Source organism: Azonexus sp. (genome assembly GCF_036170495.1).
Lineage (GTDB): Bacteria > Pseudomonadota > Gammaproteobacteria > Burkholderiales > Rhodocyclaceae > Azonexus.
Window position 1 is genome coordinate 1 of record NZ_JAVHPH010000213.1, and the last position, 17,494, is coordinate 17,494.

Annotated in this window: 16 protein-coding genes; 4 read left to right on the plus strand and 12 right to left on the minus strand. The window is 63.2% G+C overall.

Features of this window, described 5'->3' with window-relative positions; all coding sequences use genetic code 11:
- Together ADADOO_RS07250 and ADADOO_RS07255 are read left to right on the plus strand one after the other, a co-directional pair.
- On the plus strand, positions 1 to 699 hold a 699-nt coding region (locus tag ADADOO_RS07250), incomplete at its 5' end, for a diguanylate cyclase domain-containing protein (RefSeq protein ID WP_511276273.1).
- A 62-nt stretch (positions 700 to 761) separates the two neighbouring features.
- Positions 762 to 1,076, plus strand: a complete 315-nt coding sequence (locus ADADOO_RS07255; protein ID WP_511276275.1) for a hypothetical protein — start codon at positions 762 to 764, stop codon at positions 1,074 to 1,076.
- Between the two features lie 74 nt (positions 1,077 to 1,150).
- Here ADADOO_RS07255 and ADADOO_RS07260 read toward each other — a convergent pair whose 3' ends face one another.
- Positions 1,151 to 1,726 (minus strand): DUF1415 domain-containing protein, encoded by a 576-nt coding sequence (locus ADADOO_RS07260; RefSeq protein WP_511276277.1) that lies wholly within the window; start codon positions 1,724 to 1,726, stop codon positions 1,151 to 1,153.
- Positions 1,727 to 1,853: 127 nt separating this feature from the next.
- Positions 1,854 to 2,420 carry a DUF4124 domain-containing protein gene (locus ADADOO_RS07265; RefSeq protein WP_511276278.1) on the minus strand — a complete coding sequence of 189 codons (567 nt, stop codon included), beginning with the start codon at positions 2,418 to 2,420 and terminating at the stop codon, positions 1,854 to 1,856.
- Positions 2,421 to 2,647: 227 nt separating this feature from the next.
- Between ADADOO_RS07265 and ADADOO_RS07270 the strand changes: the two genes are divergently transcribed.
- A complete protein-coding gene (locus tag ADADOO_RS07270) occupies positions 2,648 to 4,633 on the plus strand; it encodes a TonB-dependent receptor plug domain-containing protein (RefSeq protein ID WP_511276280.1) in 1,986 nt (661 codons plus the stop codon).
- Positions 4,634 to 4,835: 202 nt separating this feature from the next.
- On the opposite strand, the gene ADADOO_RS07275 is transcribed toward ADADOO_RS07270, so the two are convergent.
- From ADADOO_RS07275 to cysD, 4 genes are all read right to left on the minus strand, one after another.
- Positions 4,836 to 5,717, minus strand: coding sequence for an HDOD domain-containing protein (locus ADADOO_RS07275; RefSeq protein WP_511276282.1), 882 nt, complete (start codon positions 5,715 to 5,717; stop codon positions 4,836 to 4,838).
- A 20-nt stretch (positions 5,718 to 5,737) separates the two neighbouring features.
- The gene (locus ADADOO_RS07280; protein ID WP_511276284.1) at positions 5,738 to 6,553 is read right to left on the minus strand and encodes a response regulator transcription factor; all 816 of its coding nucleotides are present in this window, start codon (positions 6,551 to 6,553) and stop codon (positions 5,738 to 5,740) included.
- Positions 6,554 to 6,724: 171 nt separating this feature from the next.
- Positions 6,725 to 8,005: a sulfate adenylyltransferase subunit CysN gene (cysN, locus tag ADADOO_RS07285; RefSeq protein ID WP_511276286.1), complete on the minus strand. Its 1,281-nt coding sequence runs from the start codon at positions 8,003 to 8,005 to the stop codon at positions 6,725 to 6,727.
- Positions 8,005 to 8,973 (minus strand): sulfate adenylyltransferase subunit CysD, encoded by a 969-nt coding sequence (cysD, locus tag ADADOO_RS07290; RefSeq protein WP_511276287.1) that lies wholly within the window; start codon positions 8,971 to 8,973, stop codon positions 8,005 to 8,007. Before cysD ends, cysN begins: the two co-directional genes overlap by 1 nt.
- A 157-nt stretch (positions 8,974 to 9,130) precedes the next feature.
- On the opposite strand from cysD, the gene ADADOO_RS07295 reads away from it, so the two are divergent.
- Positions 9,131 to 9,649, plus strand: coding sequence for a superoxide dismutase family protein (locus ADADOO_RS07295; protein ID WP_511276288.1), 519 nt, complete (start codon positions 9,131 to 9,133; stop codon positions 9,647 to 9,649).
- Between the two features lie 71 nt (positions 9,650 to 9,720).
- Here ADADOO_RS07295 and ADADOO_RS07300 read toward each other — a convergent pair whose 3' ends face one another.
- From ADADOO_RS07300 to ADADOO_RS07325, 6 genes are all read right to left on the minus strand, one after another.
- Entirely contained in the window at positions 9,721 to 11,016 is a 1,296-nt protein-coding gene (locus ADADOO_RS07300; RefSeq protein WP_511276290.1) for an OmpA family protein, read from the minus strand.
- On the minus strand, positions 11,013 to 11,948 hold the full coding sequence (locus ADADOO_RS07305; protein WP_511276292.1) for a toll/interleukin-1 receptor domain-containing protein: 936 nt from the start codon (positions 11,946 to 11,948) through the stop codon (positions 11,013 to 11,015). Before ADADOO_RS07305 ends, ADADOO_RS07300 begins: the two co-directional genes overlap by 4 nt.
- Before the next feature lie 377 nt (positions 11,949 to 12,325).
- Positions 12,326 to 12,814, minus strand: coding sequence for a hypothetical protein (locus ADADOO_RS07310; RefSeq protein ID WP_511276293.1), 489 nt, complete (start codon positions 12,812 to 12,814; stop codon positions 12,326 to 12,328).
- 28 nt (positions 12,815 to 12,842) lie between these two features.
- A complete protein-coding gene (locus ADADOO_RS07315; RefSeq protein WP_511276295.1) occupies positions 12,843 to 14,321 on the minus strand; it encodes a c-type cytochrome in 1,479 nt (492 codons plus the stop codon).
- Positions 14,322 to 14,335: 14 nt separating this feature from the next.
- On the minus strand, positions 14,336 to 15,853 hold the full coding sequence (locus ADADOO_RS07320) for a c-type cytochrome (RefSeq protein WP_511276297.1): 1,518 nt from the start codon (positions 15,851 to 15,853) through the stop codon (positions 14,336 to 14,338).
- A gap of 121 nt (positions 15,854 to 15,974) precedes the next feature.
- The coding region (locus ADADOO_RS07325; RefSeq protein WP_511276298.1) for a hypothetical protein at positions 15,975 to 17,494 on the minus strand (1,520 nt) is incomplete at its 5' end.

Here is a 17,494-nt window from a genome sequence, read left to right on the forward strand (position 1 = left end):
ATTTTTGTCCTGCTGCTCTACAACCTGGTATTTGCCTACGTCCATACCTATCCGGCCCCGATGCTGCTCAGCCAGAATTTTTTCATGATCTCGGCCAACCTGATCGGCGGTGCGGCCGGCTATCTGGTCGAATACCAGCGCCGCCAGCTTTTCCTGCGCGAGTTGCAGCTCGACTGCGAGCGCCGCCAGCACCTTGAACGTTCGCTGCATGACCGGCTGACCGGCCTGCCTAATCGCGACCTGCTCGACGACCGGATGAATCAGGCGCTGGCGCTGGCCCGGCGGGATTCCGAGCGGCATGCCGGTTTTTTTGTCGATCTCGACGGCTTCAAAAACGTGAACGACCGACTCGGGCACGAGGTCGGCGACACCGTGTTGCGGGAAATTGCCCGCCGCCTGGTCGCCGCGACCCGCGAAACGGACACCATCTCGCGCCTTGGCGGCGACGAATTCTTCCTGCTCGTGCAGGACATCGGCTCCTGTGATGCCGCTGCCCATCTGGCTGAAAAGCTCATCCGGATCATCGAGGAACCCATCGCCGGCCTGCCCGAGATGCCGCCCATAAGCGCCAGCATCGGCATCTGCCTGTTTCCGCAGATTGGCCTGCAAAGCACCCCAGAGGCGATCATTCGTTGCGCCGACCAGTCCATGTACCGCGCCAAGGCGGCCGGCAAGCGGTGCTATCAGCTGGCCCAGTGAGCTGGCCGGCGAAGATTGAATTCCTGTATCCTGCCTGCCTTTGAAAATTGCGGGGAGCAGACATGGGGCAGGCCAAAAATCGGGGTACGCAGGCAGAACGCATCGCTCAGGCGCAAGCCAAAATCGCGTCGACACGTCCGGAAAAGCTGGTCTGCAATGGCTGCGGCGGCGACGTGACGACGATCAACCCGGTCAGCACGCGCGGCCTGCGCGGCATCGAGGCGATCTGGGTCGGCCAGTGCGACTGCGGCCAGACCACCTTCGCCGCCTCCGGCGAGCCGAAAGCCGTCGAAGCCTTCTTTTTCGCCCTCAGCGAGAATACCGAACTGACCCTTGGCCGCCAGGAAAAAGACGGCGCCGGGCACGAAACAGCCTGATCAGCATTTCATTTTTGGCCGTTTTTTCGGGTTGACCGTGGGCTTCCTGGTCCGCCACGTTGCTGAGCATCGATTCAGCTCAGCCAGAGCTTCTTCCAGCCCTCGTGGCCGAGGCGTTCCATCGTTTCGATGTTGCGCTCGAAAATCGCTTCGGCCTCGGGGAAGGCCGCCACGGCGCGGTCGATGCTGCTTTCGCGGAGCAGGTGCAGGGTCGGGTAGGGGGCGCGGTTGGTGAAATTGGCGATGTCATCCGGCGCGCTGCCGGCAAACTCGTATTGCGGGTGCAGGCTGGCGATCTGGAAGACGCCCTCGTAACCGAGGTTGCGGATCAGCGCATCGACTTCGCCGAGAAAGAAATGGAAGTCGAGAAAATGGGTCATCGCCAGCGGGTGGATGAGCAGGGTCGTATCGAGCTTGGCCGGATCGGTTTCCCTCATCAGCGCCAGTTCGTGCTCCAGTTCGGCAAGCAATTCGTCGGCCGTGGTCGCCGCCGTCAGGGCGTAGCGGACTTGTTTTTTGACGAAGACGCTTTTGGCGAACGGGCACAGGTTGAGCCCGATGACGGCGCGTTCCAGCCAGGTTTTCGTGCTGGCGATGATTTTCTCCCCGGCGGCGCTGTCGGGGTAGGGCTGGAGAAGAAGCTCGGTCATGGTCTGCCTTGGCGTGCATTGGGGCGACGCGCGCACCGCCCGGAAATTTCAAAATTGGCCGTTATTTCCGGTTGACCGTGGAAGATCGGTCCGTTGCCGGAAAAGGGGCGGCCCCAGTCGTGTTGGCTTATTTTTTCAGGGGCGGCAGGACGGTTTTTGGCGCGCTGGGCGGTTCCGCCTTGGGTGCCGTGGCCGGCGGCGGATGAATGTGGCGGCGTGGCGGATAGACCGGGACGCCGACCGGCACGCCGATCGGGACATAGACCGGCTGCGGATTGACCAGGTTGCGGCATTCGGCCTCCATCCGGGCGCGCTGGCCTGCTTCCAGAACCATCGACTCGACGTTGCGCAAGCACTCGTCGGCGTTGCCGACCTGGCGCGGCGCCCGCGGGGCGTCGATACCCTGGCGCTGGCTGGCTGCCTGCGCCTCGCGTTCGGCCGCCGCTTCGGCGCGCTGCGCGGCCTCGCGTTTTTCGACAAAATTGCGCATCCGCTCGACATCCTGCTCGGCGGCCCGCCGGGAAGCTTCGGATACGCGTTCGTCCGGCCGCACCGTCACCGTGCCGCTGCCCGTCGGGCAGGGCACGTTGGCGATCTCGGTCTGGCCGTTGGACAGGCGGCATTTGTAGATTTCCGCACAGGCAGGGGCAGTCAGCAAGATCAGGGCGGCGCTGGCAATGAATAGTCTCAACATGGCGTGATTATTCACCAAAAATGCGTCGCTTGCGTCACCACGAGAAGTGTCCGCGGGTGTTTTGGCTTGCCGATGTAATGTGGCTATTTATTTGTATTTTTTGAATAAAATAACAAAACTGTTTTACGAAATTGTTGTTTTTTGCTTTTGATAAAGTCGGCTAGAATGCCGGCCGTGACATGCGCCGTGCCGGCGCCAAGGCAAGCAACGACAGGGGGAAATAGCGGGTGAATTCTGGCAGGCTGAAACGGTTCAATGGTGCGCTGTGCCTGAGCTTTCTGGCGGGCGTGGCACTGGCCGAACCGGCCGTTGACCTGACCGAACTGCCGCTCGAACAACTGATTCTCCGCGAGGCCGTGCCGGTTGTCGAGATTGCCCAGCAGGTCAGCGATTCTCCGTCGGCTGTGAGCATTGTCACGGCCGCCGACATCCGCGCCTTCGGCTACCGCACGCTGGCTGACGTCATCAACAGCATGCGCGGACTGAGCACCACCTACGATCGGCGTTATCAGTACCTGGGGGGCCGCGGTTTCGGCGAGCCGGGCGACTATGCCGGGCGGATCATGCTGCTTATCGACGGCTATGCGACGCAGGACAGCCTGTTCAATCAGGCCTACATCGACGAATCGGGCCTGCTCGACCTGGAGCTCGTCGAGCGCGTTGAATACGTCCCGGGCACCGGCTCGGTCACCTACGGCAACAACGCTATGCTCGGCATCATCAACGTCGTGACCAAAAAGGGACGCGATTTCAATGCCGCCCAGTTGTCCGGCGAGGTTTCCAGTCAGGGTGGCCAGAAGCAGCGGGTGACTTACGGCAAACGTTTCGACAATGGCGCCGATCTGTTGCTCTCGGCGTCGGCGCTCGACGTCAAAGGGCGCAGCCTCTACTTTCCGGCCTACGACACCCCGAGCACGAACAATGGCCTCGCCGAAAACCAGGATGGCGAGACCAACAAGCGGGTTTTCGGTAAATTTGCCTATCAGGGCCTGACGGTCGAGGGCGGCTATGTCGACCGCAAGAAAATGCTGCCGACCAATCCCACCGGGTCGACGGCCTTCAATACGCCGTTTTCGGTGCGCGACGAAAACGCCTTTCTCAATTTGGCCTACCAAACGACGCTGAGCCCCACGCTGAGTTCGCTGTCCCGTTTGTATTCCGGTCACTATGCCTACGATTCGTGGCGCCAATTTACCGATTACAGTTTCGACAACGAAAAATATGGGCGGCGTGAATACCATGGTCAGTGGTGGGGCATCGACCAGAAATTTGTCGGCAACTGGTCGGTTGACCACACCATGGTCTTCGGCTTTGAATTCCGCAACGATGACCGACAGCAGTTCCGGCGGACGTATTTGTCCCCTGAGAAAGCCGTCGTCGAGGTGTTCAGTGATTCGCTGTCGCGGCGCACCGCCAGTGTCTACCTGACCGACGAGTACCGGGTCAGCGAGCGCTGGTCGCTCAACATCGGCGCCCGCTACGACGATGCCAGCGATCTGGCTGGCAACTGGAGCCCGCGTCTGGCCGTGATCTACAAGCCGACCGACCAGACGACCCTGAAAGCCTCTTACAGCGAAGCCTTCCGCATGCCGCATGCCTACGAGCGCTTCTCGTCGAGCGGGACGGCCGTGCCCGAATACGTGGCGGCCAGCGAACTTGCCCTGCAGCACGAATTTACCCGCGATACCTGCCTGACTGCATCGCTCTACAACTATCGCCGGCGCAGTCAGCTGATTTATAGCGATGCGCTGGACGATTACGTCCCGCAAGGCAACAGCCGTACGCTCGGTCTGGAAGTCGAACTCGAGCGCCTGTGGGAAGGTGGCATTCGCGCGCGTGGCAGCCTGGCCTGGCAGAATGCCCAGGATGTCTATGGGGCCGAGCTGGTCAACTCGCCGCACGTTCTGGGCAAGTTCAATCTCAGTTTTCCGATCATCGCCAGCGCCGTGCGCACCGGGCTCGAGGCGCAATACCTCGGTTCGCGGCTGACCCTGGAACGGCGACGGCTGGACGGTGTCGGGCTGGCCAACCTGACCTTCTCGAGCGAACGCAAGTGGCACGGCCTGGCCGCCTCATTCAGCATTCGCAACCTGTTCGATCGCGCATACGACGTTGTTTCGCCCTTCGACTGGCGTCCGGACAGCGGCTTGCCGCAGGATTCGCTGCGCATGGATGGCCGAACCTACTGGTTCCAGCTCAATTACGATCTTTGAGTTTGGTGAGCCGCCGTTATTTGACGGCTTAGTCGGTTGCTCAGCAGCCCCATCAGGGGGATGGGTAGTTGAGGGGCCGTATTCGACTTTCTTACCCATCCCAACCCCAGCCCTCCCGCTTGTCCCAAGGGATACCGTCCCTGCGGGACATAAGGGGGGGGGCGACGCTTCCTGTTGGTCAAACAGGATGCGGCACACTTTCCTAGGAAGCCAGCGGGTCGCCTTCCGCCTCGGCCTGGCGAGCCGCCTGGACCTGCTCGTCGGGGGCACCGATGCGTTCGAGCAGATGGCTGTGGCCGATGTGGAGCAGGGCCTCGATGGCGCGATAGTCGTCCGGCAGGGCCGAGTCGTTCCAGCCATTCGCCGAGTGCCGTGCCAGGTCCACGGCAAGCTTGACGTTTTGGACATTGGCCACTTCGCCATCGGCTGGCTTGAGCAGCGAACAGAGCAGCGGTGGCAAGCTCCAGTGGGTGATCAGTTCGACGGCGATGTCGTTGAGCGAGGCGCCGAAGACTTCTTGCTGAATCTGGCTGCTCCGCCGCCCCGGCTCGCTGGTCTGTCGTTCCCTGGCTTGGATCGCCAGGTTCGGGGCGAAGCACCACATGAGGATTTCGACGAGGTCGTGGAGCAGCGCGGCCATGGCAATTTCGTCGAAGCTGACGTTCTGGCGCAGCAAGGCCCAGTCGCGGGCCCATTGCGCGGCAACACGGGAGCGGGCAATGACCTTGAGCAGGCCGAGCATGGCCTTCGGGTAGCCTTTGAGTTGCTGCTCGACGATCGGTGGATTCTCGATGCTACTGTAAAAATTCTCGGTGCCGATCATCACCAGCGAACGCTCGATGGTCGTGATGTCGGCCGACTGCCTGCTTGATCGACGCGCCTGCATGGTTTGAAAAAGGCGCAGGGTCATCAGCGGGTCGTGGGCGATGATGGTCGCCAGCTTGCTGGTGTTGATCGTCTCGGCGGTTGCCCGCAACTCGTCGAGCTGGTGCACCGTATGGCGGAGGACCGGGACTTCGATGGTCTTGAAGTGATCGACCCAGGGGGCGGCACCCGGGAAGGGAAAGTCGATCATCAAGGTCATGACAGTAAACCTTTCTTGGCTCAGGCGTTGAACAGCTGTTTCAGGAACTTCTCGATATAGGCCGGGCGCACCGGCTTGACGACATAGCCGCGGGCGCCGAGTCCAGCCGCTTGCTGGACGATGGTTCGCGAGGTGTCGCCGGTGACCATGACCACCGCCGTTTGCGGGCTGGCCTCGACAATTCTGGGCAGCGCGTCGAGGCCGCCGAGGATGGGCATGTTGACGTCGAGAAAAAGCACCGTGGGCTGGTGGTTGGTGGCCGCCCGGATGGCTTCTTCGCCATTGGCCGCCTGACCGACGACGTGCACGCCGAGTTCGGTGAGCAGGCCTTTGAGCAGCAGGCGGATCGAGCTGTTGTCGTCGGCGATGACAGCCGTCGGCTGTTTGCCCGGGGTTTTTGCGGTTTTCTCGGCAACCGGCTGCGGCACCGGTGATTGGACGGCAGCTTCCGGCTGGCTTTCCGGCGAGGCGCGGCGGCGGGTTTCGACAACCTGCTTCAACTCGTCGATCACCTGCTTCTGGCCGAATGGCTTGCGCAGAAAGCCGGCGGCGCCAGCATCGGCGGCCTTGGCCTCGATGCCGGGGTCTTCCGAGGCAGTGATGAACAGGACGTCGATTTTCGGATGGGCTGAATTGATCTCGCGCAGGATGTCGAGGCCATCACGGCCCGGCAATTGGTAGTCGAGGCAGACAATGTCCGGTGCCAGCTTGCGCACAGCATCCATCACGCCATTGCCCTCTTCCAGCGCCGCCACCACCTGATAACCCTGGCTCGACAGCAGGGCGGTCAGCAGGTCTCGCATCGATACATTGTCATCAACAATCAGAACGCGCATTCAGAATTTCCCAGCAGTGTCGTTGAGTCCGGATTTCGGGCGATTCGGGCAAATCGCTGGCGACGCTTATGTTAGCCGCGAAATGGAAAAAATGGACAGGGACAAATCAAAACGCCTCCAGTGCGGAGGCGTTTTCAATTTTGGCCAAAATTTCCGGTTGACCGTGGGATGTCAGAGAATCATCCCCGCCCCAACCGTGTTGTTGTTGCTTTCATCGATGATGATGAAAGCCCCGGTTCCCCGGTTTTCCAGATACGGGTCGGCGAACAGCGGCTGGGCCAGTTTGAAGGTGACTTGCGCGATGTCGTTCATCGCCAGCTTTTCGGCCGGGACTTTTTCCAGCGTGTTGACGTCGAGGCGATGGTCGATGGCGGCCAGTTTGGCCTTCGAGTCGCGCGTCGTGTGGCGGATCAGGTAGGTGCGGTTGCGGTCCATCGGCGCTTCGGCCATCCAGCAGACGGTCGCTTCGATCTGTTTGACGGCGGCCGGCACTTCGCTCGATTTGACGATCATGTCGCCACGCGAGGTGTCGATTTCATCGGCCAGGAGGAGGGTGATGGATTGTTCGGTGAAGGCTTCACCGATATCGACGCCGCCGATTTGTACGGCCTTGACGGTCGATTCGCGGCCGGAGGGCAAGACGGTGACGGTGTCGCCGACCTTGATCGAGCCGGCTTCGATGCGGCCCATGAAGCCGCGGTAGTCGTGCAGCTCGGGGTTGGCGGAATCCTGCGGGCGGCAGACGTACTGGACCGGGAAGCGGAATTTCTCGGAGTGCTCGGTGTGGGCAGCCGGGGCGGTTTCGAGCATGTCGAGCAGGGTCGGGCCGTCGTACCAGTTCAGCTTGTCGCCACGGTCCACGATCATGTCGCCGTTGAGCGCCGAGAGCGGGATGAAGCGGATGTCTTCGATGCCGACCTTGGCGGCAAATTCAAGGTATTCGCCCTTGATCCGCTCGTAGGTTTCCTGTGCGTAATCGACTAAATCCATCTTGTTGATGGCGACGATCAGGTGCGGGATGCCGACCAGCGAGGCCAGCTTGGAGTGGCGGCGGGTTTGCGTCAATACGCCCTTGCGCGCATCGATCAGGATGATGGCGAGGTTGGCGGTCGACGCGGCGGTGACCATGTTGCGGGTGTATTGCTCGTGGCCCGGCGCGTCGGCGATGATGTACTTGCGCGTGCCGGTACTGAAGTAGCGGTAGGCGACGTCGATGGTGATGCCCTGTTCGCGCTCGGCTTGTAGGCCGTCGGTGAGCAGGGAAAGGTCGACCGCGCCCATGCCGCGCTTTTCGGATGTGCGCGTGATGGCTGACAGCGTGTCGGCGAGAATGGTCTTGGTGTCGAACAGCAGGCGGCCGATCAGGGTGCTCTTGCCGTCGTCGACGCTGCCGCAGGTCAGGAAGCGGAGCAGGCCGGCATCTTCGTAAACTCGTTCAACTTGGGCGGTCATCAGAAGTAACCCTCTTTCTTGCGTTGTTCCATGGAGGCGTCGCTGGTCTGGTCGTCCAGACGGGTAGCGCCGCGCTCGGTGATGGTGGTGGTGGCCGTTTCGAGTACGATCTTCTCGACGGTGTCGGCATCGGATTCCACGGGTGCCGTACAGGAAATGTCGCCGACGGTGCGGAAACGCACTTGCAGGTCGATGATCTCTTCACCCGGCTTGGACGGATTGGCGACGCCGCCACCGACCAGCGGCACGTTGACCGGCACGATGGCGCCCTGGCGCATGGCGACCGGGCGGGTGTGGGCGAAGTAGATGCTCGGCAGTTCGAGGCCTTCGCGCTCGATGTATTGCCAGACGTCCATTTCCGTCCAGTTCGAAATCGGGAAGGCGCGGATGTTCTCGCCCTTGTGGCTGCGCGCGTTGTACAGGCTCCACAGTTCGGGGCGCTGATTCTTCGGGTCCCATTGGCCGAATTCGTCGCGGAAGCTGAAGATGCGTTCCTTGGCGCGGGCCTTTTCCTCGTCGCGGCGGGCGCCGCCGATGCAGGCGTCGAAACCGAATTCCTCGATGGCTTCGAGCAGCGTCACCGACTGGTGCTTGTTGCGCGATTCGCCTTCATGCTTGAGGACGACGGTGCCGCGCTTCATCGAATCTTCGACCGAACGCACGATCAGCCGCTCGCCGAGTTCGGCCGCACGCTTGTCGCGGAAGGCGACGACTTCCTGGTAATTGTGGCCGGTGTCGATGTGCATCAGCGGGAAAGGGAATTTGCCCGGGCGGAAGGCCTTTTCGGCCAGGCGCAGCATGCAGATCGAGTCCTTGCCGCCGGAGAAGAGCAGCACCGGGTTGGCACACTGGCCCGCCACTTCGCGCATGATGTGGATGGCTTCGGCTTCAAGCCAGTCGAGATGGGAGAGGGTAGAACGTTGGGTCATTGCTTGGGTAATCCGCAGGGATTGTCGAATGGGCGCCATTGTAGCAAGTCCTTAATATTGTTTTAAGAACAAGTGCGCATCTTGTTATTGCAAATTGTTATAAAGACGCGGGGATATGGAGGGAACATCTGTTTTGCATAGGGGTCGAATGGAACTCTCCCGTTCCCATTTGCGAAGTTTTCGTTCAGGAAAAACCATGCTGCTCCGCCCTGCTGTTGCCTTGAGTGCCTTGTCCCTTGCCGTGCTGAGCGGCTGTGCCACCTCCCTGTCCGGTCCGTCGGCCAGGGCCGAACTGCTCGCCCGTTCGGGCAGCATGGTCAGCGGCACGGTCAATTTTTCTGAAACGGACGGTCGTTTGCGCGTCGAGGTCAAGGTGGCCTGGCTGACGCCGGGCGAGCATGGTTTCCACGTCCATGAGGCGGGCGATTGCAGCGCGCCAGATGCGAGCAGCGCCAAGGGGCATTTCAATCCGACGGCCAAGCAGCACGGCTATCACGCTGGCGACGAGCATCATGGTGGCGACCTGCCGAACCTGATCGCCAATGCGCAGGGTGAAGCTATCTACCGCGCCGATCTGCGCGGGCTGACCCTGAACGGCGCAACCGGCGTCATCGGCCGAAGCGTCGTGATCCATGCCGATCCCGACGACTACAAGTCGCAGCCAGCCGGCAACTCGGGCAAGCGGATCGCCTGCGGGGTGATTGCGGCGCGCTGAGTTTCGGCGCGGCTGGCTATTTCAATTTTGATTGTTTTTTCCGGTTGACCGTAGCAAACCGCCGCTGGCGCTCAGCACCCGATTACCTTGAACTCCACCCGCCGATCCAGCGCGTCGCTGGCATCGTCGCGGCCGTTGCCGACCATCGTTTGTCTTGAGCCGACGCCGTTGGCAATCATCCGCTTGGCGAGTCCGGGCGAGGTCTGGGCCAGACGCGATTTGATGAATTCGGCGCGGAGCAGCGACAGCCGTTCATTCAAGGGTTCCGGGCCGGTCGGGCTGGTGTGACCGGTGATTTCCAGGCATTTGCCGCTGTCGCCGGTGCGTCGGGCGATGGTTTTCAGCCAGCCCGGGTAGGGGCCGCTCAGCGCCGGGTTGGCCATGAAAGCCGTCGAGCCGGGACGGAACAGGAACTTGACGGCCAGCCGCTGGTGTTCGAGGCCATAGTCGACGACCTTGGCAAAGGCTGCTTCCGCCGGCTGCCGGCGACCGAGCTTCCAATTGGCGAGATAAATGCCGTTATGCACGCGAAACTGGTCGCCGGACGGCATGGCCAGGGCGCTGGTGTAAAAGTCGAGGGCTTCGCGATAGTGGCCGGCCTCGTAGGCTTCGATGCCTTGCGCGACGACCGAGGCGGCGAGAATGCGGTCGAGGTAGAGCGGGTTGATCGGGTCGCCGGCCTTGGTGCCCTGACAGGTCTTGATGTAGCCCTCGGTCGCCGGGTCTTCCGACCAGGCCGGGGCGTCGCGGAAAAAGGCCAGCGGCGTCGGGTCCACGCCGGCCGGCAACGCAAAGGCCAGGCCCTTGCTGACCAGTTTGCCGCTGCGCAGGTCGGCTAGCGCAAAGCAGATGCGGTAGGCCTCGCGGCTGCCCGCCGTCTTGCGCTGGGCATTGACCCCGGTGAAGGTGCCGATCAGGACCAGCGGGCTCTTCGCCACATTGGCCGCCGAAAAGGCCTGCACGTCGAATTGCGGGTAGCGTTCATGCATCAGATCGGTCAGCCGCCGGCCCATCGAGCGCGTCGTCACCGACTGGGCGCCGGTCATGCCGTCGATCAGCGGATCGATGACCAGCGCGTACTTCGGCTGGGCCGGGGTGCCGGCCGGCGGCAATTTGGCATTGGTGAACAAGGCCGTGGCGGCGCTCAATACCGCCTGGTCGTAAGGCTGGGCTGGCGCTGGCGGCGTGCCTGGCGCAGTGGGCGGGGCGGCCGGGCTGGCCGCGGCCGGTGGGGGCGAGGTGGTAGCCGACGGTGCCGGCGAAGCGGTGAATTCCTTGAGCGTGTCGCAGCCGGCGATCAGCAGCAGGGCAGCGCAAGCTGCTGTGCACAAGGCTGAACGCGCAAGGCGGGAAGATCGATTGTTCATGGCCGGCACTCCTTGTCGAATCTGGATTGGCTTGCCTCGGAAAGCGTTTCGCCGAGCTGGATGCGGGCCAGCAGATCGGCACAACGGGCGCTGGACAGGCCGGTCGAAGCGCTCCGCTTGATGGTCGGGGAAGACTCGGCCAGGGGTCTGTTGCGCGATAGCGTCGCCGTCGAAGCGGCCAAAGCGGCGCGCGAGTCGCGGGAAACTTCCGGCCGGACGCTTGCCGTTGGCGGCGAGGGGGCGGTCGGAACGGCAGCGGGAGCAGCTGGCGGCACCTTTCGCTCCGGTTGCCGACTGGCCGATTCCGGGGCCGGGGTCGCGGGAACGGGTTGCTGGCGAGATGACAGGCCGATGAAGGCAACCGCACCCACCAGAAGACCGCCGGCCAGCGTCCAAAGTGGCCAGCGTGCTTGGGCGCCATGCGTTGCCGGCGTCGCCCGGCCGGGTAAATCGGTCGCCTCGTAGGGCGGGGCAGGGTCGCGCCCAGCATCGGCTTGCTGCCGACTGGCCGGCGATGACCTATCAGCGGCGCCCACCACCGGCTTGCCCAGCAGATGCTCAAGGTCCGCCAGCAGCATGTGCAGGCCATCGAAATCGGGCGAGCCATCCCACCCCGTCAGGTCGGCCGCCTGAATCTCGCGAAAGCCGGCCGGCGGGCGAACGTCCTCGATCATCACCGGCACCAGCTTGCCCAACCGGCGCCCCTCGGTGGCCTCCTCGTAAACCCACTCGCTTTCGATTGATTTGGCCGACCACAAGACCACCATGCAGCGCATGTCTTCCAGCGCATGCTCAAGCACGCTGCGCCAGGTTTCCCCAGCCGGAATCCGCCGGTCCCACCAGACGCTCCAGCCCGCCGAACCAAGCACCTCGGCAATCCGCCGCGCCGTCTCCCGGTCGCGCTCGGTATAGCTCAGGAATATATCGGTCATCCCTTCTCCCCGATGAGGCCAGAAAAACCGGAAAACCCATCGATTCGCCAACCCCGCTCAGTCGGCGGGTAGCCAAGGATTCGACGCCAGCAAACCGGCCAACCTCAGCTAGTCGACCGCGGAAATAATATTCCGTTCAATTAGAGGGGGCGAAAGTGCCTACCGTGAACGAGATGTGACCCAAACCAGCCTGGAATAATCGAAATGCCTTTGGTCACCTCGACCGACGGTGAGCATACTTTCCATCGCGGTCGTTCTGCTTGCGAATTGACCGTTAACAGGATTTCATCGGCCTATTCAGCGTCTCGGGCTATTTCAATTTTGGCCAAAATTTCCGGTTGACCGTGGAAGTCGCATTCAGCCGACAGTTCGGCCAGTTATTTCGGTCGGCACGGTTTGCCTTCGTATTGGTGCCGTTGCACGGCGTATTGCCGGCCGTTCCAGCGGTGGACCGGGAAGCAGAAGCCGGGGCCGCCGATTTCGAGGTCAGGCCAGTTGGCGGCGCCTTTGGTGTTAAGGATGTTGAGCATGCCGGTGCCGCTGGTGATCAGCTTCCAGCCGCCATTGGCCTGTTTGCTGAGCAGGCTGTAGCCGGCCCCGGTGTTGCCGTAGCAGTAGGTGCCGCCTTCGCTGATGATGGCTTCGGGCAGGCCGTCGCCGTTGAGGTCGCGGACTTCCTGAATGGCGCCCGGGGTGTAGCTTGGGGTCGGGTCGTCGCAGGCTTGCCAGCGCTTGCCCTTGAGCTTGAAGCCGGCGGCCTTGAAGGCGGCAGACTGGTCGGCTGACGACAGCTTTTCCGGCGCGCCGAGGGCCGTGGTGCTGGTAAAGGCCAGGAGGGTGCTGGTGATCAGAAGATGGGTTTTCATTGGACACCGCCCTTTTCGCATCGGCACTTCACAGCGTTTTCAAATACTCGACGAGGGCATCCTTTTCGCTGGCCGATAAGCCCGTGCCGAACTCGTGCCCCTGGTTGCTCCCGCCCTTGCTGGCGGTGTCGAGCCGGGTGCCGACGCGTTTGGCTTCGGGCGAATCGCTGACGAAGCCGACTTTCGTCTGGTCATAAACGTCGTAGCCCCGCCAGAAGAGCTTGGGGCGCCGGGCGGCCGGTTCGAGCAGGTCGCGCAGGGTGGGCACCGAGCCGTTGTGCAGGTAGGGCGCCTTGAGCCAGATGCCGTCGAGGAAGGGGGCGACGTAACCGATGAGGTCTTCTTCGACCAGCCCCTTGCGCTCCAGCCCCATCTCCTTGACGACCTGATTGGCCTTGATGGCGGCGCCCTTGTTCCATGAGTCGAGCCGGCCACGGTCGGTGCCGACATCGGCCAGGGGGAGCGGTGTGCCGGTCTTTTCGCTGGCGTGGCAGGCGGCGCAATGGGCGTCAAACACCGTCATGCCGGCAGCGGCGCGGGCCGCGTTGATCGGGAAGGGATATTTGGGCGGCGGCAATGCGGAGAGGTAATCCTTGAGCCATTTGACCTGGTCGAGAAAGTCGGCCTTGTTGGCGGGCGGCGCACCGAGTACGCCGAGGGCGGAATCCATGATCACCGAATAGGGATCGTTGCTGTCGCCGGCGTAATTCATCCGGTGGCCCTTTTCCCAGACGTATTTCTTCAGGTTCCACACCGACGGCATATCGGTTGGGCCGAAGGTGTCGTCCATCGGCGCCTTGATCATGAAGTACTTGGTCAGATTCATCGCATCGTCGCGGCCGCGGCCCCATTCCGGGAAGTCCTTGCGGTAGATCCAGGCGAACTGCGCTTCGCGTTCGAGCAGGCGTTTCTTGGTGATCGGGATGATCAGGAAGCGGTAGAGCAGCTGGTCGATCCAGTCGAGGTGGGTCACCCGGTTGATTTCGGCCATCAGGATGTCGGCGTTGAAACGCGGGTCCTTGGCGCAGTCGATGAGGTAGCGGAAGAAGCCTTCGACGTTGGTCGTGTGGGCCGAGCCGCCGACGACGAAAACCGGGTTGGAATCGATTTTCTCGCGGTAGCTGGTGGTGTGGCAGACGGCGCAGTTGTTGGCGACGCGGGCGAAGCCGATGGTTTTCTGGGTGAAGCCGATCGGCAATTCCTGGCCCTGTTCCCATGAAACGCCGAGCGAGGCGTAGCCGCCGGGAACGACCAGGCCATCCTGCGTCAGCTTTTCGGGAAAGATCCGGGGTAGCACGTAGAAAATCCAGTAGGGCACGCCGGCATCGTTCTCGGCGCCGATCGAGCCGTACTTGAAGCGCATTTCCGGCGTCGCGGTTACCCAGTCGGGCTGTGGATACGGGCGGAAGCCGCGGTCGTAGCCGATCATGCCGCCGATGATGGCGAGGGCAGCGAGGGCGAGCGCGGCGTATTTGAGCCAGGTTTTGCAGGAGCAGGAGGTAGTCATGATGTCATCGCCTCTCAGAATGTCTTGAGGAACTCGACCAGCGCGGCTTTTTCGCCGGCGCTCAGTTCGGTGCCATAGGCCTTGCCCTCGTGGCCGCCGTTGCCGTTGCCGGGCAGGGCGGTGTCGAGGCGGAAGAATTTCTTGCCGCCGGCTTCGGTCACGTTCGAGACGAAGCCGACTTTTACCGGGTCATAAACGTCGTTGCCGCGGTAGAAGGCTTTCGGCCGTTTGGCCGCCGGTTCGAGCAGATCGCGCAGGCTGGGCACCGAGCCGTTGTGCAGGTAAGGCGCGCGCAGCCACAGGCCGTCGAGCGGCATGTTGGCGTAGCCGTGGGTTTTCTGGAAATGCGTGAAGCGCCACGGGTAGCCGGCGTAGAGCGTGGCCTGGTTTACGGCTAGCGTGGTGGTGTAGGAGTCGAGGCGGCGGCGGTCGGTGCCGATCTTGGCCAGCGGCTCGACGGTGCCGACGTACTCGCCGCTGAAGTCGCTGCCCGAGGCGCCGTGGCAGGTGGCGCAATACTTTTGGTAGATCGGCGCGCCCTGGGCGGCGATGCCACGGTCAACCGGAAAAAAGGCCGAAAATTGAGGTGGCTCGGCGTCCATGATCCACGCTTCGACGCGCTTGATGCGTTCGATGTCGATGGTCGGCGGCGTCGTGCCGGTGCCGAAGGCGGCGCTCTTGTTGCGCTCCTCGACCGTGGTGTTGTTGCCGTCCCAGTGCAGCTGCATTTCCTTCGGTTCCTTGCGCTGGCGCTGCCGCCAGATCGACGGGAAATCGGCCGGAGCGTCGAATTCCTTGGGGTCGAGATGGGCCATCGGGAAATTGAAGATGACCTTGGCCGAATTGAAGGTATCGACCCGGCCCGGCCCCCATTCGCGCTGCTTGAACACCCAGTCGAAACGCCCGGCCAGCGCGAGCACCCGGTCGCGCATGATGGCGATGGCGATGGGGTAAACGAGGGTGCGGTCGAGCAGGTCGAGATTGGCGCCCTGTTTCTCGATCTCGGGCAGGATGTATTCCTTGGAAAACTTCGGATCGGCGGCGCAGCGGAAGAAGAATTCCTCGAAGCCCTTCATGTTGAAAGTGGCCGCCGGCATGCCGAGGACGATGGTGGCCGGCTTGTTGGCGGCGGTGCGCACGGTGCTGACATGGCAGGCGGCGCAATTGACGAAGACGCGGTCGACGCCCTGGTAGCGGCGCTGCGAGGTGCCGATCGGCAGATCGCGGTCGCTGCCGTCGGGCTTCTTTTCATAGACCATGCCGAGCGACTGGTAGCCCTTGCCCGGCAGGTATTGCGGGCAAACTTCGGGCAGCGCCTTCCAGATCCAGTACGGGAAGCCCATCTCGTGCTCGCCGCCGGTCGAGCCGTATTTGAAGTGCTCGACCGGGCTGGCGTAGTCGACGGGAATATCCTCACCAAAGCGCTTGAGGAGCAGCAGGCCGATGAAGCCGGGGATGACGACGGTGATGACCAGAAGAATCAGGAAGCGGCGCTTCCAGGGGCTGGGGGTTTGTTCGAATTCTTCGTTCATGGTGCTCCCCTTGGTTTGTTGGCGTTATGGCGTGAGCCAGGGCAATTGCATGAATGCGGAATGCATCATCTCCTCCCCCTTCAAGGGGGAGGTTGGGAGGGGGATGGGTGTTGAGGGGTTTTCATGGCTTGTCGTGACCCATCCCCACCCCAACCCTCCCCTTGAAGGGGAGGGAGTAGCGTTTCATGCGATTGCCCTGTGGCGTGGGCAGGCAGGGGCGCAGGGCTTCATAGCCGCCGGCCAGCAATTCGTTGAGATTCGGCGGACGGCCGGTTTCTGCCCGCAGCCAGTCGCCAACCTGGGCGAGCAGGGTCTTGCGGGCGGCGCTGTTGCGCCAGCGGTCGCTCTGGGTGGCGAAGGCCGGCAGCATGCTTTCCGGCGGCATCGGCGTCTTGTCGCGTTGTTCCGGCGCCAGATCGGCCATGGCCAGCCGGACGTAAAGGCGCGGCGCGCACTGGCGCAGACGGGCCGCCACCTGCGTGCCGTTGCCGGCCAGGAAATTGGGCGGGAAGGTTTCGGCCGTCTGGTGGCAGGTCGCGCAGTAGGGGTAGAAGGCCTGCAATGCCGGTTCGACCGGGGCGGTGACGAGGTTGCCCAGCGCGGCCGAGGGCACTTCCAGGCGGGGTGCGGGCAGATTCTGCGCGGCTTGGCAGCAAGGCTTTGGCGCTGGGGCGCCGAGTTCGGCGAGCAGTGCGGCGAGCAGGTTTTCCCGGGGGATGGCGCGTGCGGCGAACAGTGCTTCACCTTGCGGGCTGTCGGCCAGTCGCGTCATGGCGTGCTCGATGGCGGCGAAATCCTGGCGGACATCGAGTACGGCCTCGCCGACGGTGGGATCGCTGGCGTTGCGGCGAAATGTGAGGCGGCCAAGGGCGTGGCCGTCGGCGCTGCGCGGGCTTTGCTGCCTGAAGCGCAGCGTGAAGCTGGCTGAATTACTTGTCGCCGGGCTGCTCGGCACCAGATCGAGGTTGCTCAGGGCGGTGCCGCCGGGCAGGGTGAGGCGGGTCAGTTGTCCGCTGCCCGGCCGGCCGGCTGTCAGGTGCACGGTGCCGGCCAGGCTTGGTCCGGCGCTCGACGCGCAGCTCACCGACCAGCGCGAGGCCGGGGCGTTGGCGCTGATCCGGCAGGGGGCCGTCAGTTGCGTTGTGGCGATGTCCGGCAGCCGGGCCAGGGCGACTTCGATCTGGCGGCGTTCGGGGGCGGAAACGAATTCGGCCAGGCCGGCGACCAGCGTGGTGAGCGCACCCGGGGCTTCGGCTTGCCAGATTTCCCGAGGCGGGCGCGGGGTGAGCGGTTCGAAGCGCGCCGCGACGTGGGAATAAGCGATGCGGGCAGCCGGATCGGCCGGCCAGTCGGCGACATTGTGCAACGGGTTGCGGTTGGGGATGTCGGGATTGCCGATGGCCAGCCCGCCGGGCCAGCGGCGCCGGGCTTCGCTGCGCAGCGGGACAATGACGTTCTGACTGAAATCCGCATCCGGCGCCCAGCTCTGGCCGCCGGACAAGGCATGGCGCAGCGCCGCGGTGAATAGCCCGGCCCGACAGCGGCGGGCGGCCAGATCGTTGTCGCCGCAGCCTTCGCGCCACAGTTTCTGGCTCAGGGCGAAGCCGTTGGCGCGTTCGGTGGCGTTGTCGATGGCATAGG

What these genes read in the sequence shown, in the direction of transcription:
- ADADOO_RS07255 (WP_511276275.1), top strand. Translation starts at nt 762, where the DNA reads ATGGGGCAGGCCAAAAATCGGGGTACGCAGGCAGAACGCATCGCTCAG.
- ADADOO_RS07260 (WP_511276277.1), bottom strand. Translation starts at nt 1,726, where the DNA reads ATGACCGAGCTTCTTCTCCAGCCCTACCCCGACAGCGCCGCCGGGGAG.
- ADADOO_RS07265 (WP_511276278.1), bottom strand. Translation starts at nt 2,420, where the DNA reads ATGTTGAGACTATTCATTGCCAGCGCCGCCCTGATCTTGCTGACTGCC.
- ADADOO_RS07275 (WP_511276282.1), bottom strand. Translation starts at nt 5,717, where the DNA reads ATGACCTTGATGATCGACTTTCCCTTCCCGGGTGCCGCCCCCTGGGTC.
- ADADOO_RS07280 (WP_511276284.1), bottom strand. Translation starts at nt 6,553, where the DNA reads ATGCGCGTTCTGATTGTTGATGACAATGTATCGATGCGAGACCTGCTG.
- cysN (WP_511276286.1), bottom strand. Translation starts at nt 8,005, where the DNA reads ATGACCGCCCAAGTTGAACGAGTTTACGAAGATGCCGGCCTGCTCCGC.
- cysD (WP_511276287.1), bottom strand. Translation starts at nt 8,973, where the DNA reads ATGGCGCCCATTCGACAATCCCTGCGGATTACCCAAGCAATGACCCAA.
- ADADOO_RS07295 (WP_511276288.1), top strand. Translation starts at nt 9,131, where the DNA reads ATGCTGCTCCGCCCTGCTGTTGCCTTGAGTGCCTTGTCCCTTGCCGTG.
- ADADOO_RS07300 (WP_511276290.1), bottom strand. Translation starts at nt 11,016, where the DNA reads ATGAACAATCGATCTTCCCGCCTTGCGCGTTCAGCCTTGTGCACAGCA.
- ADADOO_RS07305 (WP_511276292.1), bottom strand. Translation starts at nt 11,948, where the DNA reads ATGACCGATATATTCCTGAGCTATACCGAGCGCGACCGGGAGACGGCG.
- ADADOO_RS07310 (WP_511276293.1), bottom strand. Translation starts at nt 12,814, where the DNA reads ATGAAAACCCATCTTCTGATCACCAGCACCCTCCTGGCCTTTACCAGC.
- ADADOO_RS07315 (WP_511276295.1), bottom strand. Translation starts at nt 14,321, where the DNA reads ATGACTACCTCCTGCTCCTGCAAAACCTGGCTCAAATACGCCGCGCTC.
- ADADOO_RS07320 (WP_511276297.1), bottom strand. Translation starts at nt 15,853, where the DNA reads ATGAACGAAGAATTCGAACAAACCCCCAGCCCCTGGAAGCGCCGCTTC.